This window comes from Bradyrhizobium sp. CB1717 (assembly GCF_029714325.1).
In the GTDB taxonomy this organism is placed as follows: domain Bacteria; phylum Pseudomonadota; class Alphaproteobacteria; order Rhizobiales; family Xanthobacteraceae; genus Bradyrhizobium.
This window is the reverse complement of the sequence record NZ_CP121666.1, coordinates 930,085-946,170: the sequence shown is the minus strand read 5'-3', so window position 1 is coordinate 946,170 and position 16,086 is coordinate 930,085. Positions and strand designations below refer to the sequence as shown.

Sequence of the window (16,086 nt, the reverse complement as noted above, 5' to 3'; positions counted from 1 at the left end):
TAGAGGGGTTATGCTTCGACCGTGCCAGTGGAATTTCGCGACCTACGCTGGGCAATCGTCGCGTCCCAGCACCGAAGCCTTCGCCAAGCAGCAGAGGAGCTCAGGATCAAGCAGCCAACGCTCAGTCGCTGTCTTCGAAGTCTCGAGCACGCGGTCGGTAGCAAGCTCTTCGACCGCAGTAACGGTGGGACGCGACCGACCATGGAAGCTCGCGAATTTCTTGAAGATGCCCGGCGCATCGTAGCCTCGACCGAGGCAATGACCGCTCGCCTCAAGATCCGCTCGCGTGGGGAGAGTGGTCGCTTGATCATTGGCGTACACACCTCCCTCTCAGCGGGCAATCTCCGGGCCACTCTCCTCGATCACCGGCGGCGGTTTCCCGATGTCCATCGACAATTTGTCGACGGCGCGAGCGATCATTTGATCTCGGATCTCACCAGCTCCGCCGTTGACATTGCCGTGGTGACAGAGTCCTATCCGAGCTGGAGCGACAAGTCATTGTTGCTCTGGAGCGAGCGTGTCGTCGCCGCCCTCCCAGCGGAGCATCCTCTCACAAGTCGTCACCTAATTCGCTGGGGCGAACTAAAAGGCGAACAGCTATTAATCTCGCAGCGTGGCCCAGGACCGGAATTTCTAAAGCTCCTTATCAGCAAATTGGGAGCTCTTGATGCTTTCACGCTGCCTCGCCATGAAATGGCGATCGAGCAACTGCTCCCCTTGGTCGGCGTGGACGGGGGTATTCTGTTAGCATTGGAAGGTGCGACCGGCGCTAACTATCCAGGCGTCACCTTCCGAGAGGTCCACGACTCCGAGGGGCCGACACGAATGAGCTTCCGCGCGTACTGGCGGCAGACGAACAGCAATCCATCACTGCGTCCGTTTCTCGACCTGCTTCGCGAGCGCTATCCGGATCTTTCCGCTGCCTCCGGTGAGGCCTGAGCGACATTTCGCCGTGCCTTCGCAAAGGCCCGATCGGTTGCCATAAAACGCTCGATCATCGGCGCGATCAATTTGGCAGGTTCGGTCGGCGTCGCCGCGCTTCCGCTGCGCGTCAGAATCTCAGCGTAGCTTTTGAGATCCCTGAAGACCGCCGCCGGCAGCTCGACTGTGAGCTTGACTGGTTTGTCGTCTTCGAGTGGCCCAAGCTTGAGCTTTGTCACGGTGTTCCTCCCTTCCGGTACGGCGCCAACACTAAATCTCGCGTGACAATGACCCGGACCGGGAAACCTGGCCGGATGGTCAGCGTCGGCTGGATGTTGAGCTGGCGCTGCACGATCTGCTGGCCGGTCTGGCTGATGCTGTTGGAGGCGCCGCTGCGGATCGCTTGAACGAGATTGTTCTCGTTCTGACTGGTGCCCGCCTCGGCGCCGACGCTGAGCATGGTTGAGAGGACGGCGGCCTTGAACAGCATGCCCCAGTGGTTGTCGACCTCGTCCTCGAGCCCGGCATAGCCGCCGGTGTCGGCACCGGGCTGGCGCTCCAGCACGATCGAGTTGCCGTCCGGCATGATGATGCGGGTCCAGACCAGGAGGATGCGGCTCTGGCCGAACGCGACGGAGCTGTCGTACTGGCCGATCAGTTTTGCGCCCTGGGGCACCAAAAGATATTTGCCGGACGGACTATCGTAGACCGCTTCGGTGACTTGGGCGGTGATCTGGCCGGGCAGATCGGACCTGATGCCCGTGATGAGCGCAGCCGGGATCACGGTGCCCGCCTGCACGACATAGGGTGAGACCTTGGCCTCGAGCCGGTCCGGACTGACCGTGCGCTTGTCCGTCGACGCGTTGAGGAAGGCCGTCTTGCGATCCTGCATGTTCTGGGCGGATCCGGCATCGACGGGCGGTGTAGCGGTCGGGGTTGTCGCAGTTGCAGCGGAGGTATTCGGGATAGGCTGCCCGACGCTCTGCGGTTGCTGAACGGTCTGGGCGAAGAGGCGGCTGACCCGCGCCGCCTCGATCTCCTGCGCTCTGTGCTGCGTCTCCGGATCGGACGCCATTCCCGGGACCATGGTGTTGGGTGCAGCGCCAGCGTTGAGGATTGGCTTGCCGAGATCGCCGGGCAGCGGTGGCCCGAGCGGCGGCGCCTGACGCGGCAAACCCGTGTAGTCTTTCGGCAAGGCGGCAAGGCCCTCAGGTGAAGGGCGGTTCTGGGTGCTGAGCAACTCCTGGCCGGCTTGCTGCTTGTTGCGGGTCTGCAGCGCATAGCCGAGCGCGCCCGCGACCGCGAGAGCAGACACCGCACCGAGGCCAATCAGCATCTTGCGCGAGAGGCGCGTGACAGGTGGCCGCTCGCCCCGGAGCCGGAGATCCGGCGGCGCGAGCAGTGGGACATCGCCTTGATGTTCGTCTTCGCTGCCTATCGCCATGAGCGCGGCCTTCCGTCGGTGCGGACAATGCGCACGCGCCGCTCACTGTCCTTGTCGCCAAGGCGCAATTCGGCAGCGGCGAACAGGCGATCGACGATGTAGTAGTTGCGGTTCGCCCGGTAGTTGACCAGTTCGGAGCCGCCGGCCGGACCGATGACGAACAGCGGCGGCATTTCGCCCTGGACGATGCCGCTGGGGAATTCGATGTAGACCTTGTTGCCGTCATCGAAGGCACGCAGAGGACGCCAGGCCGGATCATCGCCCTCGATCGCGTAGCGGAAGTTGATCGAGCCGAGATCGACGCCGGCGGCAATTGGCGTTGCGGCCTCCGCCGTCGCATTCTGCTGCCGAAGCGCGATCAGCTGGTCATCGGGATACTGCCAGGAGACCGAGGCCATATAGGTCTTTTCCGTCGAGCGCAGCTCGAGGAGATAGGTCCGCCGGTCGGTGTTGATGACGAGATTGGTGATCAACTCCGGCCGCGTCGGCTTGACCAGGATGTGGATCTTTTTGGTCGCCCCCGCCCCGCTCTCGGTATCGCCGATGATCCAGCGCACGGTGTCGCCGGCGGCGACCGGGCCGGAGCCTGTGAGTTGCTCGCCCTCCTGGAGGGCGACGTCTGTGATCTGGCCTGGCGCCGTATAGACCTGGTAGAGGGCGCCGCCGGAGAACGGATAGACCTGAACCGCGTTGATGAAACCGTTGCGGACCGGCTGCACGCGTGCCGCGGCATTGGCCTGTTTGACTCGAACTTTTGGATCGGCGGCTTCGGGGACGTGTTTGCCGGCCGTGAGCGGTTTCAACTGCCCGGGCAGCGGCAAGGGCTTGGGCAGTTCCACGATCTTGACGGGCGACGGCGGATCCGCAGTGAGCGTTGCCGGCTCTGCGGTATCGTAGTTGATATCGGGTGGAATGAAATTGTGCGCGCAGCCGCCAAGGGCAGCGACGGACATCAGTAAAGCCGCAATTGCGGATTTACGGAAGCACGTACCGCTGTGTTTGCGGTTTTGCTGAATGACGGAAAGACGCGAAGCCGGACCGCCGGCACGTAATGAAATTGGCGGGGTCATTGGCCCAGCTCCTTCGACCAGTTGATGGCGTTGATGTAGATGCCGAGCGGATTCTTGCGCAGCCGATCGGCGTCGGTGGGTGACTGAATCGCAATGGTGAGAATCGCGGTCCAGCGTGTGGTGCCGGCGAGCGCCCCGTCCTGATAGCGGTGCTCCACCCAGGCCACGCGAAAACTATCCGGCGAGGCGCGGATGACGCTGGAGACGTCGATCGCGACCTGCTGCTTGCCGAGACTGGCGAATGGATCATTGGCGCGGGCGTAATCGTTCAGCGCCATCGCGCCCGCCGTGGTCGTGAAGTCGTACGCCTTCAGCCAGTTCTCCCGCACGATGATCGGATCGGCCGGAAGCGAGCGCACCATCGCGATGAAGTGCGCGAGGTACCAGGCAATCTGCGGATCGCTTGGCCGGTAGTCGGCGACAGCAGGCGCCACGGCTTGGGCCTCGCCGAGCTTATCGACCTGCACCACCCAGGGAACGACGGTGCCGTGCGTGGACTGCCAGACGAGCCCGGCGGCAAGACCACAGCTAAGGATCAGCGAACCGAAGGCCATCAGCCGCCAGTTCCTGGCCTGCACGCGCGCCGAGCCGATGCGATCGTCCCACGCCTGCGCGGCACGCTGATACGGGGTTGCGGGTTCGGGCGTGCGGCCGTAGCGGACCGACGATCGCCGAAAGACTGACATTATTATTCTCCTCTCGAGAGATCGACGGAGTGACCGCCGCCGTGGCTGTCGCCGGATTTGAGGGCTTGGGCTGCGGTCCGCGCGCCGTGAACGATCGTCTGATTGCGCTTGACGCGCTGGGCCCAAGCGGGTGGACCGCTCTCGCTTGCCGCTCCTGGGGTGGCTCCATCATTTGCGGCCGCGCCACGCTCGATGGTCCCCATGGTCGAGGAACCACCGGTGTTTGCGACACCGGCGCGGGCACCAGAGGTGAAGCTCTCACTCATTGCACTGGCCGCTCTCGCCGCGGCGCGTCCGACGGGGGCTGCCGCCGCGCTCGCCGCAGCACGGCCCGCGCCACCGAGACCGGAGGCAACTCCACTAGCGCCGGACCCGCCGGCTGATGCGAGGCTGTAGGCAGAGGACATACCGCCCGCCATCGCCGCGCCACCGCGTGCGGCCGCCGCGGCACCGGAGGTCGCGGCCATTGCTCCCCTCCCGGCCAGTCCAAGCCCCGCGCCTGCCGCCATCGCCGTACCGGCGACGGCAAGGCCTGTGCCGACGGCAGCACCCGCGCCAAGCTGCGGTGCGCCGGACACAAGACCGGTTGCGATGCCGGGACCGAAGATGCCAAGGCCGAGCATGGCGAGCGAGGCGAGCACGACCGAAAGCGCCTGCTCGATGGTCGGCTGGCCGCCGTCATAGGCTGACGTGAATTGGGAGAACAGCCCGGTGCCGATGCCGACGATGACGGCGAGCACCATCACCTTGATGCCGGAGGCGACGACATTGCCCAGCACCTTCTCCGCAAGGAACGCAGTCTTGTTGAACAGAGCGAAGGGAATGAGGATAAAGCCGGCGAGCGTCGTCAGCTTGAACTCGATCAGGGTCACGAACAGCTGCACTGCCAGAATGAAGAAGGCGATCAGCACCAGCAGCCAGGACACCATCAGCACGGCGATCTGCACGAAATTGGCGAAGAAGCTGGTGAAGCCCATCATCTGGCTTGCCGCGTCCAATAGCGGCTGCCCGGCATCGAGACCGATCTGCGCAAGCCGGCCGGGCCGCAAAAAGTCCGCGGTCGAGATCGAGGAACCGCCGGCCTTGAGGCCAAGGCCCGAGAAGCTATTGAAGATGACGCCTGAGAGATTGTTGAAGTTGGTGATGATGAAGGCGAAGAAGCCGATATAGAGCGTCTTCTTCACCAGCCGCTGGAGAACATCTTCGTCGGCGCCCCAGGCCCAGAATACGCCGGCCAAGGTGATGTCGACGACGATCAGCGTCGAGGCGAGATAGGTGACCTCGCCTTTGATCAGGCCGAAGCCAGAGTCGATATAGGTGGTGTAAGTATTGAGGAAGGTGTCGATGACGCCGACGTTGTTCATGGCGCGCCTCCTTCCGTCGCGTTGGTCGGCGGAGTGGCCGGCGCGGCCTGTGGCAGCAGCGGCCGCGCCGGCCTGCCGAAGAAGCGCGCGCGGTTCTCCTCCCAGACCGCCCGGCAGTGCGGATCTTCGGCATCCTCGGACCTAAGCGCGCCACAGCGGCGCAGCTCGGCCGAGAGATCATCTGATACGGAGACGGCGGGAGCGTCGGACATGGCCCGCGGCGCTGGACGCCGATGGATATAGGACAGCGTGGCCATGAAGACGGCCAGCACAGCGATCATCGCGACTGCGCGCCAGAAATCCGAGCGATCCATAGTCCTACGCCTTCAGTTGCCGCTGAACATAGTGATGTTGCCGGGCTGGTAGCCGCTGCGCGTCGAGAAGATCTTGTATTGCTGGGCGCCTTGCGACTCCGTCGCCGTCACGCGTGCCTGCTCAAGCGCGTCCGCGCGTCCCTTCGCCGCGAGAACCGCGACCAGGTCTGACAGTTGCTGAGATTGCAGGGCAAGGAGCTGGTTGCCGGCTTGAGCTGCCTGTAGCGCGCCACTGGCGGACTGGCTGGCTGTCACCAGCGACGTCATCGCGCTGGAGTTGGTCGGGATATTGCCGATGACGCCGGCCTGCACCTTCAGCGAATCCTCGAAGGCGCCGACCGAGTTCTGCCAACGGGTTTGGGCGGCGGCGAACAGCGTCGCGCTGGACCCGGTGGTCGGCGCCGCGCCGTAGCTGCTGGAATATGCGGTTTGAATCTGCTGGACGTTGAAGGAAATGTTCTGCGCCTGGCTCAGCAGCGATTGGGTCCGCGCGATCGTCGACTGGAGCTGGGCCAGCGTCGACATCGGCAGGCTCGCCAGATTCTTCGCCTGGTTCACCAGGCTCTGCGACTGGTTGGTCAGCATCTGGATCTGATTGTTGATCTGCTGCAGCTCGCGCGCCGCTGTCAGCACGTTCTGACTGAAGTTCGTGGGGTCGTAGACGATCCACTGGGCAGACGCCGGCATCGTCACAAGCGGTTGAAGCGACAGGGCGAGCGAGAAGGCGGTCGCGGCCATCAGGCTGGCGCGCCGCGTCTTACGGGTGGTCATGATTACTCCTCCAGGTTTGTCAGGTCAGGGATGAGATCGGCGGCCCAGAGGAGCTCGTGATCGGCGAGCCAGGCTGGCGTGAAGTGCTCGCGGCCGTGCTCGGCGAGCAGCCGTTCGATGGCGGCGTGGTCGTCCCTGGAGGATGCCGCGCAGAAGGCAAGCGCGATCGGCCCGAGGCCGAGCTCAAACAGCCGATTGCCGCGTCGCGATTGGCAGTAATAGTCCCGCTTTGGCGTCGCTCGCGCGATGATCTCGATCTGGCGATCATTGAGGCCAAAGCGCCGATAGATTGCCGTGAGCTGGGGCTCGATGGCGCGCTCGTTCGTCAGGAAGATCCGCGTCGGGCAGCTCTCCACGATCGCGGGCGCGATGTTGCTGCCGTCGATGTCGGACAGCGATTGGGTGGCGAAGACGACGGACGCATTCTTTTTCCGCAACGTCTTCAGCCATTCGCGCAGCTGCTGGGCGAAGGCCGGATCGTCGAGGACGAGCCAACCCTCGTCGATGATGAGGAGCGTTGGCCGGCCGTCGAGTCGTCCCTCGATGCGATGGAAGAGGTAGGTGAGGACGGCGGGCGCGGCGACAGCACCGATCAGGCCCTCGGTCTCGAAGGCCTGGACGGACGCGAGGCCGAGGTGCTCCACCTCGGCGTCGAGCAACCGGCCGGAGGGACCGCCGACGCAATAGGGTTGTAGCGCCTGCTTGAGCGCGGTCGATTGCAACAGGACGGTCAGGCCGGTGATCGTCCGCTCCTCGACGGGCGAGGACGCCAGTGAGGTCAAGGCCGACCAGATATGCTCCTTCGCGGTGGGATCGATGGTGACGCCTTCCTTGGCAAGAATCGCGGTCACCCATTCGGCAGCCCAGGCGCGCTCCGCCGCATCGCCGATGCGTGCGAGCGGTTGGAGCGAGACGGAATCCTCGGCACTATCAGACAGGCTGCCGCCGAGATCGTGCCAGTCACCGCCCATGGCGAGCGCCGCGGTGCGTATCGAGCCGCCGAAGTCAAAGGCAAAGATCTGGCTTTTGCGGTAGCGGCGGAACTGGATCGCCATCAGCGCCAGCAGCACGGACTTGCCGGCGCCGGTCGGGCCGACGATCAGGGTGTGGCCGACGTCGCCGACATGCAGCGAGAATCGGAATGGGGTCGAGCCCTCGGTCTTGCCGAAGAAGAGCGGCGGCGCCTTGAAATGCTCGTCGCGCGCCGGCCCCGCCCAGACCGCCGACAGCGGAATCATGTGGGCCAGGTTCAATGTCGAGAGGGGCGGCTGGCGAACGTTGGCGTAGGCGTGCCCCGGCAGCGAGCCGAGCCAGGCCTCTAACGCATTCACCCCTTCCGGCATGCAGGTGAAGTCGCGACCCTGGATCACCTTCTCGACGAGGCGAAGTTTTTCAGCGACGCGGCCGGGGTCCTCGTCCCAGACGGTAACGGTTGCGGTGACGTAGGCCTGGCCGACGTCGTCGGTGCCCAGTTCCTGCAAGGCGAGATCGGCGTCAGTGGCCTTGTTGGCGGCATCGCTATCGACCAGTGTCGAGGCCTCGTTCGTCATCACCTCCTTGACGATGGCGGCGATCGACTTCCGCTTGGCGAACCACTGCCGGCGGATCCTGGTCAAAAGCTTCACCGCCTCGGTCTTGTCGAGGAGGATCGCGCGCGTCGACCAGCGATAGGGGAAGGCAAGCCGGTTCAGCTCGTCGAGGATTCCGGGATGGGTCGCCGTTGGAAAACCGACCACCGTGAGCGTGCGAAGATGTTGGCTGCCAAGGCGCGGCTCGAGGCCGCCGGCGAGCGGCTCGTCCGCGAGCAGTGCGTCGAGATGCATCGGCGTCTCGGGGACGCGGACGCGCTGTTGCCGGGTCGAGATGGTCGAGTGCAGGTAAGTGAGCGTGTCGCCGTCATCCAGCCACGCCACCTCCGGCATGAACCCTTCGACCAATTGCAGGACGCGGTTGGTCCGATCGACAAAGCCGCGCAGCAACTCGTAAGGGTCGACGCCCCTCTCGGCGCGCCCCTCATAGAGCCAGCCCTCGATGCGCGATGCATCCTCGGCCGGCGGGAGCCAGACAAAGGTCAGGAAATACCGGCTCTCGAAATGCGCGCCAGCCTCCTCGAACGCATCCCGCCGCTCGAGATCAACCAGCGCGGATGCCGCATCGGGAAAGGCACTATACGGATAGGTCTGCGCTGCGATGCGCTGGGCCTCGACGAAGATCGCCCAGCCTGAACCGAGACGGCGGAGCGCATTGTTGAGGCGGGCCGTCACACCGACCAGCTCCGCAGACGTCGCGCTGTCGAGATCCGGGCCACGGAAGCGCGCCGTCCGCTGGAACGATCCATCCTTGTTGAGGACCACGCCGCGCTCGACCAGAGCGGCCCAGGGCAGAAAGTCGGAAAGGCTAGTGGGCCGGTTGCGATATTCAGCGAGGTTCAGCATGGCAGCCTCATGTGGCGAGGTATGACGGATAGCGGAGGTGGCGCCTGACGACGTCCACGAACTGCGGGTCGCGCTTGGCCGCCCAGACCGCCGCGGCGTGGCCTACGGCCCAGAGCAGCGCGCCGGGAATCCAGAGGCGCAAGCCGAGTGCAATGGCGGCCGCAAGCGTACCGTTGGCGATCGCGACGCTACGGGGCGCACCGCCCATCAGGATTGGGTCCGTCAGCGCCCGATGGACCGGCGCGAAGAAGCCCGGCACCTCTGGATCGACGATTCCCACCATCAGACCAGCGCCCCACCCGAGAAGCTGAAGAACGTCAGGAAGAAGCTCGAGGCGGCGAAGGCGATCGACAGGCCAAAGACGATCTGGATCAACCGGCGGAATCCACCGGCGGTGTCGCCGAATGCGAGCGTCAGGCCAGTTACAGTGATGATTATGACCGAGATGATCTTCGCGACTGGACCCTGCACCGACTCCAGGATCTGGTTGAGCGGCGTCTCCCAGGGCATCGAGGAGCCGGAAGCGTAGGCCGCTGGCGCGAAGGCGATGGAGATGAAGGTGATCGCCACGACGTTGCTGAAGCGGCAGCGAACGCGACGGATCGCGGGAAGAAACTGGATCATGAGGGGTCTCCGGGGAGCGAGGGGTCGCCGCCCGCCCCGGCGGATTGGACACGGTAATCGCCGGTGGCGGGATCGAGCCCGGCGACGAGAGCGAGTTCAGCAAGGCGGCGTTCGCTGCCGCGGCCGCGCAGCACCGCGACGAGATCGATCGTCTCGGCAATCAGCGCCTTGGGAACAGTGAGGACGGCTTCCTGGATGAGCTGTTCGAGGCGGCGAAGCGCGCCCAGCGCCGTGCCTGCGTGAATCGTTCCGATCCCACCGGGATGACCAGTGCCCCAGGCTTTGAGGAGCTCCAAAGCTTCTCTGCCCCTCACCTCACCGATCGGAATGCGGTCGGGGCGCAAACGAAGGGAGGACCGGACCAGATCGGACAGCGACGCCACGCCGTCCTTGGTACGCAGCGCGACCAGGTTCGGAGCGCGGCATTGCAGCTCGCGCGTATCCTCGATCAGCACCACGCGATCGGTGGTGCCGGCAATCTCGGCGAGCAGTGCGTTGGTCAGCGTGGTCTTGCCGGTCGAGGTACCGCCAGCGACCAGGATATTCTTGCGCGAAGCGACCGCAGCCCGCAGCGCCGCCGCCTGACCGGCGGTCATGGTGCCGGCGGTGACGTAGTCATCCAGCGTGAACACCGCCACCGCAGGCTTGCGGATCGCAAAGGCCGGCGCTGCAACGACCGGCGGAAGAAGTCCTTCGAACCGCTCCCCCGTCTCGGGAAGCTCGGCCGAAACCCGGGGTTTGTTGGCATGGACCTCAGCGCCAACATGGTGAGCGACAAGGCGCACGATCCGCTCGCCGTCGGCCGCGGACATCGTCCGTCCGCTATCCTCCAGACCGCCTGACAGCCGGTCGATCCAGAGCCGGCCATCGGGGTTGAGCATCACCTCGACGATCGAGGGGTCTTCGAGGAACGTCGCGATCGCCGGGCCAAGCGCAGTGCGCAGCATGCGCGCGCCACGCGAGAAGGCTTCCGAGTGGATTGAAGTGACCGCCACGACCGCCCCCGTCGAGCGTCAATCGCAAAATGCGATCGACGACGGGGATGAGTAGAGAAGGCAGGAAACGAGTCAGTTCAACAAGTATTCAGCCGTCGTAGGAGCCAGGCGTAGAGCAGAGAAAAAATACTTGCTGCATAGAGGACTGCTGATCAATCCTGATGGCATTCTCTGCACGGGCGCCGCGCTGAAGACAGACTTTCTTGAGTGTGAACTGGTGGCAATGTCGCACACGATGCATTCGGGCAAGCCGCTGCGCGTTGACGCACGTGAGGAGGCAGTGCGGATTACCCGATTCTCGCTATTGAGCGGCGGCGTTCTTCGCTCTATCGCAGCCGACGCCACGCCGTCGCCCCAACTGCGGGATAACGTAGGTCTGTAGGAATTTGCCGACCGTTTACGGTTAACTACCAATCCTAGTGGATGACTGAGAGCGCGGGCACTGACGCCTCTCCGCCAATCCCGCTTTACGCCCCACTTGCACGTGGCTGGTCAGTGCTCTGTACCGCTCCCTCTTAGTAACGGCGGCGCAGAGTCACTTATAAGTGACGGCGTGTTCAAGGAGTCAGGATCGAATCCGCCGGCGCCGTGTCGGTAACATCCGGATCGAGCGGCCGCTTTTGCATAGCAATGTCCCAAGACGCACGATAACGTACAGAGTCTTTCGCACTTTCAGGATTGACGGCTTCTTCTAGAATGAAGGAGCTTTGAATGAACGATGGGAATGCCATGGGTCAGGTGATCCAAATTGATGAGGCCCGCACGCCGGTTAAAGGTTAAATGACTGTGCTTGGCTGTTTCGAGGGTTAGGGAAAGCAGGCGCCAGTCAAGATCTCATTTGCGCCCCCGTCCGACGCTCCCAGCACGCAGCGTCTGAAGCCAGCCGGCGTGACCGCAATTGAATGAGGTATGCCATCGTCTTCGACCGAGGTAGCGAGTCCGAGAACCGCTGCGCATACTGAGAGCATCAGTCGACGGTGACGCTATAGCAGAGGCGAAAACCTACCTTATGGTAAAGTCGTAGCGCATTGGGGTGATCGGTGGTGCTGGTCTTGATCCTGAGAAGCCTTACGCCCCGTGCGTAAGCACGATGGATCGCATCATCCATCAGAACGAAACCATATCCCCGTCCGACAGCGGTTGGAATGAGGCCGAAATAGAGTATTTCTGCTTCGCGTTCGGCTCCTAAATCTATTTCGTAAAAGCCGATATCTGACGTTGCCTCATGAAGCACGCAAACTTCTCGATCGTCACGCGTCAACAGAGTAGCAATCTCGTCGGTTGTCCATGAGAGACGCGATCGCCAACCCCAAGGTGCGCCAACGCGCCGATAAATGTTCAGATACCGCTCCGGATCGAGTTCGGGACCAGTGGTTAGGTCGAGCGAGTGAACCCAGCTCCGTAGTGCTGCCTCGCCAATATGCATGCTCAAGAAGTAAGTAGTTTTCATGGATAGCTTTTGGTTTCCTCCGCAACGACAGCTTCGTTGCCTTGAGCGAGATCATGCAGCCATATCGATCACGACTTTTCCGACTCCAATGTTATGGATTCGGGTTGAGCGCTCTCTTGCAACCGCTCTAATCACATCGGGCGCTTCTTGAAATGGGACGATATGCGTGATGGCGCGCCGCCAAAACTCGGGGTCGGTCTGGATTAGAGACATTGCCACGCAGAAATGCCTTTCGGCGGTCCCGCGATGGCCGGTGAGAAGAGCCATGCCGCGGGGACCTCTAATACGTCGGCTGACGCCAGCACACGGTAGCCCACGTACGTTCGAATAGCGGATGTCTTTCAGATGGCGATAACGGCCGTCGGGCGCTCCGACCAGGTCAATCACTCCCCCGCTCCGCACTTGGGTAAATGCGAAATCGATTGCAGCTTGACTAGTTGATCTGTGCACCGCAACAAATACCGCATCGAAACCCGAAGAGGGCGCCAGCATTTGCCTCTGGCTAAGCCGAAGGCCGGGAATGTTGAGTGTGCGACCGAGTTCTTCAAGTCGACGGTTATCCGATCCGGCAATGGTGCATCGTACGCCTCTGCAGAAAAAATATAGGGCCGCGAGGGCGGCGAACGATCCAGAGCCGGCGACCGCGACCGACGATGCCTCGGAAATGCAGCTCGAAACGAGTTCGTCGGCATAGACAACGGTCGCCAAGGGCTCCACCAACGCAGCAGCAGGATGGTCTGGAGCGTCACGCCATTCGACCAGATGATCGGCCTCTATTTCGTCCGGGGTGACAACGCGCGAGCTGGACCATATGCCGGGGACCGAATGCCCGAGAATGTCGTTTTGGCTGCTGGCGGAGACAGGGTTAACCGCCGCCCAGCCAAATAGAGAACCGCTCCAGTTCGAACCTGAGCTCTTCTCAACAACACGGACCACCGCCTCGTGCCCTAAAACCGACGGACTGTCGGGTCTGTCGCGTCTGATTATATCTAAGTCAGTTCCACAGATTCCGCACCAACGCGGAGTTACGCGAACGCCGGCGTTGGGTAGCGCTTGTTGCTTTTCGCAGAGCATTCCGACGTCCTGGTCAGGTCGGCGCGTGATGGCCCATCGCAATAACATTCCCAATCCTATTGAGTGCCGTTTGCATGGCATAAGCCGCACCAGCGAGACCGAGATCGCGAGCGTCGACTGCCTGCAACAGCAGTTCGAAGAAACGTGGACAATGCTCTGTTTTCTGATAAGCCCCGTAAGCCTTGAGCTGTGCGGTCAACGCTGCAAGATAGCGGGAGCGTCCAATTCCATCGACAACTCCCCCGCCAAGAAAGACCCTGGAGATTGTCGGGTCCATAGCGAGGGCTGTTAATAGAACCCTCGCAAGTGGATCGACTACCATGGTTAGAATTTCCCTAGCCACGGGACACTGCCGGCGTAGGGCCATGGCGAAGGCACGTGTCGGTTGCGGGTCGATAGCATTGCCCAACATCGCGGCGACATCTGGATAGGCTTGGCTGAGAGTTCTGAGCAGCGCATTGATTCCTCTTCCTGACGAGAACGCATTCAAATGATCGGCTCCCCCACATCCGCAGCGGTTATGAATGATCGTTTCGCGGAAGACGCAGCTGACCGGCACGTGCCCAATCTCGCCTTGCAATCCGACAAGGCCATCGACAGGAATGCCCCCAAGAGCGGTCGACCACGATCGCGCGGCAATGCCGGTCGAAATCGTCACGAATACGGTTGTTCCATTGGAGATGGTATTGGCCCGCCGAAGCTGAGCAACCAACGCGGCGGTTACGTCATTGACCACATTCCACTCGATACCCGGGACTTTGCGCCGCAACGCAGCAGGAAGATCAAAGGGCTCACTCGACGCACCCCATAATGGCCCGGAATTCCAAACGACGCCCGTCCTCTGATCCAGTGCCGCTCCAAGCGCAATTGCGACCTGGTTGCCTAGATCGCCACGGCTGCTTCGTCGAGCGGCAACATCATTGATCACGTACTCAACGAGATCAGCTTGCAAGAGGGCAACGGTTCTCGCTGGCTCGGATGCGCAGCTTATCGCCGTCCTGGATCGAATATTGGAGATTCGACCACAGGGTTCTGCGATAGCACTCCTGAACCAAGTACCGCCGAGATCGAATACTACGATCGGACTGGCCAAGTGGCCATCTAGTGAGAAGCGGAGGGTCATTGTGCTGTTCTGATCGCGAGATCTCGGAGGCCGCCGATGGTTGCCGAAATATCTTCTCTGTCATTAAAGATGGCCGAACCTGCGACGATCCAATCGGCGCCCGCGGCTACCATCGAGGGAAGAGTATCGGGCCTAACTCCGCCGTCGACGCCAATTCTGAATGCGCGTCCCGTCTGGTTCGCCAAGAGCCTAAGACGTTCGATCTTCGCGACGACAGAACTCAGGAAGCGACTTTCTCCGGGGTGGACCGTCATTATCAAGAGCAGGTCGATAAGTGGCAGCAACTCCTGAATAGCAGAAACAGGAGTTGCTGGAAGAATAGCGAGCCCCGTCCGGCATCGCGCCGCGCGGATTCCTTCCAGCGTCCTATAAGGGTTCCGGCTGGCTTCTAGGTGTATAGTAAGAATATCTGCTCCCGCGGCAAGATAGGTTTCAAAATAGCGATCAACGTCTTCGATGAGCAAATGCACGTCCAGTGGAATGGAAGTCTCGCGCTCTTGCTTAAGGGCCTTGATGAGTGAAGCGCCGAATGTCACGGAAGGTGTGAACCTGCCATCCATGACGTCTATATGCAGCACGTCGGCGCCCGCGCGAGAGCAGGCGCGCGCCGCAACGCCTAATGTAAGGACAGGGGCGGCGAGAAGGGCTGGTGCGACGATTAGCTGAGTATTGCCGCTGATCAAGCCTGCGGGATCGTCCTTTGATGTCGCAGAGAAACCCATCATCTTTCAAAAACCTTCGTTCTATAGCGGACGAGTCTCTACGATGGTCTTTCCATAGCTGAGGCTTAGGCCAGCGTTTACGTCTCGAATATGCGAGGGGAGCTCCGACAGGCGGATACGGCGATCGAGGATATTACGTAGGCCAAGCGAGACGGCGCTCCGATGCAGGATATCCATTGCATCGACGAAGTCGGCGGTGGTCGCGCCGTAAGCTCCACCCACGAGTACGATCTTTCCTGAAATCGTCACGGTCTCTAGCCTCTCACTCCTACGGATACCGTCGGTGTCGAGGAGACCGAATGTGCGCTCCCCTGGATGAGTGCCGCCGAACAACAGCACGAGCCCTCCGGGCCGAACGATGCGAAACGCGACTTCAAGTGACGCGGAGTCGCTGTATGCGCCAGACGTCACAACGGTATCAAAGCTGTCAGACACTGCACGGGCTAGAAGAGATGCGTCAATCGCCTCAACGACCGAACTTCTGCGAAGCGCCTCGATGCGTGGCCATGTTCGATTATAAAGACTTACAGCAACCCCGTCGGCTTTAAGTATCTTGGCCTGCAGCAGTGAGGCCAAGCCGGCTGCCGTGAACGCCACAGCACGAGCTGCGCCTTGTCCGTTGCTAGCCTTATAGTGTCGCTGGAGGGCGCGAGTCGCATGCACGGCACAGGCCATTGGCTCACAGAATAGAGCGATTTCATCCGGCATCGCCTCTGGAACTCTGAGGAAGGCCTTCTCAAGTACTTCAGAAGATCCACGCGCGAAGAACGTCTCCGCGAATCCTGACGTTCGCTCGATCTCGATGTGGGGATCGTAGACAACCCGGTCACCAGACCGCAAACATGATTCGCGCGGTGCGCTCAAGACACGAAGAACGAGTTCGTGACCGAAGTCTGATCGCACTGCGCGTTCGCCTAGAGCTTCTCTGAGATCCGATCGACAAAGCCCCGCTAACTCGACACGTGCAACAAAATCTGGTGCGACCCCGCTCCAGCGAATCGGACCATAGCTAGGTACACCGCCGGTCAGTGTTACCCCGCGAGTTATAAAGGGTGCGCGGTGCTGATCAGAACTGCGTTCGTGCATGTCCGCG

18 protein-coding genes are annotated in these 16,086 nt (G+C 62.1%); 1 reads left to right on the top strand and 17 read right to left on the bottom strand.

The window, feature by feature from the left end:
- Positions 1 to 21 precede the first annotated feature (21 nt).
- Positions 22 to 939, top strand: coding sequence for a LysR family transcriptional regulator (locus QA649_RS04415; RefSeq protein ID WP_283023145.1), 918 nt, complete (start codon positions 22 to 24; stop codon positions 937 to 939).
- Here the strand turns inward: QA649_RS04415 and QA649_RS04410 are convergent.
- The 17 genes from QA649_RS04410 to QA649_RS04330 all read right to left on the bottom strand — a co-directional run bounded on the left by QA649_RS04410 (position 903) and on the right by QA649_RS04330 (position 15,833).
- The gene (locus tag QA649_RS04410) at positions 903 to 1,160 is read right to left on the bottom strand and encodes a DUF2274 domain-containing protein (RefSeq protein ID WP_283023144.1); all 258 of its coding nucleotides are present in this window, start codon (positions 1,158 to 1,160) and stop codon (positions 903 to 905) included. The two genes, QA649_RS04415 and QA649_RS04410, sit on opposite strands and share 37 nt — an antisense overlap.
- Complete coding sequence (locus QA649_RS04405; RefSeq protein ID WP_283023143.1) at positions 1,157 to 2,365, bottom strand: TrbI/VirB10 family protein; 1,209 nt, start codon at positions 2,363 to 2,365, stop codon at positions 1,157 to 1,159. The genes QA649_RS04410 and QA649_RS04405 overlap by 4 nt, the downstream gene beginning before the upstream one ends.
- Positions 2,356 to 3,435 carry a P-type conjugative transfer protein TrbG gene (gene trbG, locus QA649_RS04400; RefSeq protein ID WP_283023142.1) on the bottom strand — a complete coding sequence of 360 codons (1,080 nt, stop codon included), beginning with the start codon at positions 3,433 to 3,435 and terminating at the stop codon, positions 2,356 to 2,358. The genes QA649_RS04405 and trbG overlap by 10 nt, the downstream gene beginning before the upstream one ends.
- On the bottom strand, positions 3,432 to 4,121 hold the full coding sequence (gene trbF / locus QA649_RS04395; RefSeq protein ID WP_283023141.1) for a conjugal transfer protein TrbF: 690 nt from the start codon (positions 4,119 to 4,121) through the stop codon (positions 3,432 to 3,434). Before trbF ends, trbG begins: the two co-directional genes overlap by 4 nt.
- A gap of 2 nt (positions 4,122 to 4,123) precedes the next feature.
- The gene (gene trbL / locus QA649_RS04390) at positions 4,124 to 5,485 is read right to left on the bottom strand and encodes a P-type conjugative transfer protein TrbL (protein ID WP_283023140.1); all 1,362 of its coding nucleotides are present in this window, start codon (positions 5,483 to 5,485) and stop codon (positions 4,124 to 4,126) included.
- Positions 5,482 to 5,799 (bottom strand): putative entry exclusion protein TrbK-alt, encoded by a 318-nt coding sequence (gene trbK-alt / locus QA649_RS04385; protein WP_283023139.1) that lies wholly within the window; start codon positions 5,797 to 5,799, stop codon positions 5,482 to 5,484. Before trbK-alt ends, trbL begins: the two co-directional genes overlap by 4 nt.
- 12 nt (positions 5,800 to 5,811) lie before the next feature.
- Complete coding sequence (trbJ, locus tag QA649_RS04380) at positions 5,812 to 6,570, bottom strand: P-type conjugative transfer protein TrbJ (protein WP_283023138.1); 759 nt, start codon at positions 6,568 to 6,570, stop codon at positions 5,812 to 5,814.
- Between the two features lie 2 nt (positions 6,571 to 6,572).
- Positions 6,573 to 9,005 carry a conjugal transfer protein TrbE gene (gene trbE / locus QA649_RS04375; RefSeq protein WP_283023137.1) on the bottom strand — a complete coding sequence of 811 codons (2,433 nt, stop codon included), beginning with the start codon at positions 9,003 to 9,005 and terminating at the stop codon, positions 6,573 to 6,575.
- Positions 9,006 to 9,012: 7 nt separating this feature from the next.
- On the bottom strand, positions 9,013 to 9,288 hold the full coding sequence (locus QA649_RS04370; protein ID WP_283023136.1) for a VirB3 family type IV secretion system protein: 276 nt from the start codon (positions 9,286 to 9,288) through the stop codon (positions 9,013 to 9,015).
- Positions 9,288 to 9,629 (bottom strand): TrbC/VirB2 family protein, encoded by a 342-nt coding sequence (locus QA649_RS04365; protein WP_283023135.1) that lies wholly within the window; start codon positions 9,627 to 9,629, stop codon positions 9,288 to 9,290. Before QA649_RS04365 ends, QA649_RS04370 begins: the two co-directional genes overlap by 1 nt.
- Positions 9,626 to 10,624: a P-type conjugative transfer ATPase TrbB gene (gene trbB / locus QA649_RS04360; protein WP_283023134.1), complete on the bottom strand. Its 999-nt coding sequence runs from the start codon at positions 10,622 to 10,624 to the stop codon at positions 9,626 to 9,628. Before trbB ends, QA649_RS04365 begins: the two co-directional genes overlap by 4 nt.
- A 557-nt stretch (positions 10,625 to 11,181) precedes the next feature.
- Positions 11,182 to 11,355, bottom strand: coding sequence for a hypothetical protein (locus tag QA649_RS04355; RefSeq protein ID WP_283023133.1), 174 nt, complete (start codon positions 11,353 to 11,355; stop codon positions 11,182 to 11,184).
- A gap of 236 nt (positions 11,356 to 11,591) precedes the next feature.
- Entirely contained in the window at positions 11,592 to 12,074 is a 483-nt protein-coding gene (locus tag QA649_RS04350) for a GNAT family N-acetyltransferase (protein WP_283023132.1), read from the bottom strand.
- A gap of 51 nt (positions 12,075 to 12,125) precedes the next feature.
- The gene (locus QA649_RS04345) at positions 12,126 to 13,010 is read right to left on the bottom strand and encodes a hypothetical protein (RefSeq protein WP_283023131.1); all 885 of its coding nucleotides are present in this window, start codon (positions 13,008 to 13,010) and stop codon (positions 12,126 to 12,128) included.
- 151 nt (positions 13,011 to 13,161) lie between these two features.
- Positions 13,162 to 14,271, bottom strand: coding sequence for an ROK family protein (locus QA649_RS04340; RefSeq protein WP_283023130.1), 1,110 nt, complete (start codon positions 14,269 to 14,271; stop codon positions 13,162 to 13,164).
- A complete protein-coding gene (locus QA649_RS04335; protein ID WP_283023129.1) occupies positions 14,268 to 14,996 on the bottom strand; it encodes a ribulose-phosphate 3-epimerase in 729 nt (242 codons plus the stop codon). The genes QA649_RS04340 and QA649_RS04335 overlap by 4 nt, the downstream gene beginning before the upstream one ends.
- 18 nt (positions 14,997 to 15,014) lie before the next feature.
- Positions 15,015 to 15,833 carry a hypothetical protein gene (locus QA649_RS04330; RefSeq protein WP_283023128.1) on the bottom strand — a complete coding sequence of 273 codons (819 nt, stop codon included), beginning with the start codon at positions 15,831 to 15,833 and terminating at the stop codon, positions 15,015 to 15,017.
- Between the last annotated feature and the right edge of the window lie 253 nt (positions 15,834 to 16,086).

Coding starts and splice junctions, on each gene's coding strand:
- QA649_RS04405 (WP_283023143.1), bottom strand. CDS start 2,365: ATGGCGATAGGCAGCGAAGACGAACATCAAGGCGATGTCCCACTGCTC.
- trbG (WP_283023142.1), bottom strand. CDS start 3,435: ATGACCCCGCCAATTTCATTACGTGCCGGCGGTCCGGCTTCGCGTCTT.
- trbF (WP_283023141.1), bottom strand. CDS start 4,121: ATGTCAGTCTTTCGGCGATCGTCGGTCCGCTACGGCCGCACGCCCGAA.
- trbL (WP_283023140.1), bottom strand. CDS start 5,485: ATGAACAACGTCGGCGTCATCGACACCTTCCTCAATACTTACACCACC.
- trbK-alt (WP_283023139.1), bottom strand. CDS start 5,799: ATGGATCGCTCGGATTTCTGGCGCGCAGTCGCGATGATCGCTGTGCTG.
- trbJ (WP_283023138.1), bottom strand. CDS start 6,570: ATGACCACCCGTAAGACGCGGCGCGCCAGCCTGATGGCCGCGACCGCC.
- trbE (WP_283023137.1), bottom strand. CDS start 9,005: ATGCTGAACCTCGCTGAATATCGCAACCGGCCCACTAGCCTTTCCGAC.
- QA649_RS04370 (WP_283023136.1), bottom strand. CDS start 9,288: ATGGTGGGAATCGTCGATCCAGAGGTGCCGGGCTTCTTCGCGCCGGTC.
- QA649_RS04365 (WP_283023135.1), bottom strand. CDS start 9,629: ATGATCCAGTTTCTTCCCGCGATCCGTCGCGTTCGCTGCCGCTTCAGC.
- QA649_RS04355 (WP_283023133.1), bottom strand. CDS start 11,355: ATGGCATTCCCATCGTTCATTCAAAGCTCCTTCATTCTAGAAGAAGCC.
- QA649_RS04350 (WP_283023132.1), bottom strand. CDS start 12,074: ATGAAAACTACTTACTTCTTGAGCATGCATATTGGCGAGGCAGCACTA.
- QA649_RS04340 (WP_283023130.1), bottom strand. CDS start 14,271: ATGACCCTCCGCTTCTCACTAGATGGCCACTTGGCCAGTCCGATCGTA.
- QA649_RS04335 (WP_283023129.1), bottom strand. CDS start 14,996: ATGATGGGTTTCTCTGCGACATCAAAGGACGATCCCGCAGGCTTGATC.